Source organism: Desulfobacter sp. UBA2225, assembly GCF_002348205.1.
Classification (GTDB): domain Bacteria; phylum Desulfobacterota; class Desulfobacteria; order Desulfobacterales; family Desulfobacteraceae; genus Desulfobacter; species Desulfobacter postgatei.
The window spans coordinates 1-3017 of sequence record NZ_DDYV01000245.1 but is presented as its reverse complement, the minus strand read 5'-3'; the positions used below and the strand labels follow the sequence as shown (position 1 = coordinate 3017).

Genomic DNA, 3017 nt, shown 5'->3' with positions numbered 1-3017 from the left:
ACTTCTACCATGTGGTAGAAAGAGGAGATAAATTTCTGGTCTGGTTGTGCTCGATTCAGTCTTTCTCCAATCAGAAATTTTTCGTAATTATCATTTTCTATTGTCTCGAGGAAATCATATTCCTTGTTTCTGATTCTTCCCGCTATATTCTGAATATATTTTTCGCCTTCTCGTAGCATTAATTGCGGATCGGGAAAAAGGAAAAACCGCTCGGATGGAAACAGGAAATAGAATTGCGTATGCCCACTCATGGCGATCGGTTTGTTCTGATCAAGCAGAATGGATACGTCTAACGGGGAATTCAAAATAATTTTCGAATTCGAGATCCTGTCTTCGAGCTTTTCCCAATCCGAAAGGTTCACCGGTGCCAGGTCAGATTTAAGATTTTCGAGAGATTGAGTGAAAAGGGTAAAAACAGCCAGCAAAAGCAACCAACTTTTATAGTCTTTTAATTTGTCAATCTTTGACATCATGAGAATAATAAAAAATGGAGTGACCAGATGGTAGTAATAAACCTGTGAAGTGCCGTTGTTTAATATCAAAACAACGATCGCCAAGGTGATCACCAGACAAAAACTGATGAAATTGGGTTTGGCGGATATAGCTGGAGTGTCTATATGCTTTAAATTAATTTTGATCTTTGAAAGGGCTTTTTTAAACTGGTTGAAATTGCAATCATTAAGCAGGAAAAATGCAAATAAATGCAAACCCCAGTAATCACGGAAAAATTTGAAAAGCTGTTCAAACATCTTTGCAAAATTCATGGATAGAGAACCGGAGGATACATATAGTGAGTTGACGAAAAACGTGTCAAAACTCAGGTAAAGAACAATAATGTTCAAGATAAACAATGTGCCTGCTGCTACTGTATATATAATCGCTTTTTTTTTGGAAACAAAAAGAAAAAGATAGCTGGCAATTATCGCAATCGAAAGAAAAAAATAAAATTTTGTTTGGTAAGATAGAACACCGAGAACAATGCTCACGGTTAATGACTTCACATCAAATTGATAAAGCCAAGGGAAAAGAATGGCTAACAGGAAAAGGATCCCTCCCAGAGCATCTGGACGCGCCAAAGGTGTTGAAAAGTATAGCTGTCCCAGCCAAATGAAGCATGCAGCCAGCAACGCTGCCAGCCAACCGGTTTTTTGAGCACGCATAACCTTAATGATGATGGCAGCCTGTATCAGAATGAAAAAGCCGTTTAGAAGCCGGTGCAATTGGAGGGTGTTGCCCAACAACCTCGCAAAAGGCAGCATGACCAGATTGAAAAGGACGCCGTAAATATTGATGTACAGGGGATTATTGGGAATGGCATAGGGGTTGATGCCGTTCAGAAATGCATGCGTGGTGAGCTGGGTGTTTCCTTCCCTTAATTCCAATTGATAGGGGAAGGTGATGATCTTGATATGCAACAAAAGGAAGAGAATGACCAGAAGAACCAAAAAGACCTCAATTGCTCTTCTAAGCAATGGGGATGTTTGAAATCTAATCAGCCAGGTTTGCAAACCCGGTATGATAATTTTGTTGATTTTAAAGGAAACTTGTCTACCCGTTTTGCTTGCCTGGAAAAGGAGAAAGGCCAGATAAAATCCCAGGGCAAATACCAAGGTGAATAATGACCGGATCAGGTTTTGAACTTGTTCACTCCTGGCCGCGAAAGATTTCCCACCCAAAAAGATGGGGGCAAGTATGGGGGTTAATATCTTTGCGGTGGGTATGCTGATGAGCAACAAAACTAAGGTGATTAATAGCGCCTTCTGCAAAGAATTTAATTTCATCGAAAAATATTCCTTAAACTTCCCAAATGATGGGTTGAAAAAAATATTTCATTCAAAAAATACACCGACTAATTGATGGCATGGAAAGTATCCGCATAAAAATAACGGCTGACGTAAATGAATTGGGGAAAATCGCTCCATTTGCCGCAAATGGAATAACGGCCGCTTTTATTAAATATCGAATCATCCTTAATCACCAGCATCATGTCCTTGTTTGAATATAAATCGATGGTATTGCTGATTTGAATGCGCGCTGGCAGGAGTCTTACTTCCTCCCTCATGTTTTCAACCCTGGAAGAAACGTAGGTGCTTTTAAAACGCGTTTCATGCAAGTTTGGCACCCAATCCAAAAAGAATTCCTCGTTTGGGAATATGTTCAGGTAGGATCCTGTTGTCATTTCAACCGCCACGTTTTCCTGTCCATCCGGACAAGTGCGTTTGCCCGAGGTTTCAGCCTGGCTGAGGTGGCGGGGAAAAAGGGCAAGCAATGGTAATAACACGAGCAGGGTGACAATTGTCAAAAATTGGTTTTGTATTTGCTCAGTGGGAATGTAAACATTATCCTTAAAAATTTTTGGAAACCATCCAGTTACCTCCTTTAGACCAAGCGCGGGTAGCATGACCAGGAAGCCAATTGAGGCGGCGTAAGCCCGCATGTAACTGGCATCGGCGGTGATGAACGGCACCGAAAGCATGGTTCCGGCCAAACCAAGTAACAACAAAAGATAAAAGGATTGTTCTCGTCTTTGGATGGCGTGATACAAACCGAGAGCTGATAGAAAATAGAGGAAAACCTGGCTCAGATTATAGAGTACCGGATTCTCGCCATAAACAAATGAAAAAACGCTCAAATTGGAGTTGATGAAATTGAAGAAGATTCCGTATTGTCTGATCAATCCCCATGCCAGGTTCCAGGGATTGCTTTGAATGGCCGCCAGGGAATATTCATAGATNNTAAATTTGCGTCCATCCTTTGCCGCCCTGCGCCAGTCCATAAAATGTGTGTGCAAAATTGGAAAAGGGAGTTCCGGTCGGTGATCCAATCGTTTTAAATAAAAACAAATTGATCAAAAATCCGGCAGCAATCACAGCAATCGCCACACATATTGTTTTCCAGAAGGCTTTTATTTCAAAGAGTTGAATCAAGCCGATAATGAGTAAAGGGAGGATAAAAAATGCGCCGGCGCGCACATTGAGCGCATAAGAGAGGAGAAAGAGGGAAAAAAGAATCTGTTT

The 3017-nt window shown here is 41.1% G+C and carries 1 protein-coding gene; it reads right to left on the bottom strand.

Going from position 1 to position 3017, the window contains the following annotated elements:
- Positions 1 to 1781, bottom strand: a 1781-nt coding sequence (locus B3D59_RS12140) for a hypothetical protein (protein WP_286820097.1), incomplete at its 3' end; no start/stop codon positions are given.
- Positions 1782 to 3017: the final 1236 nt, after the last annotated feature.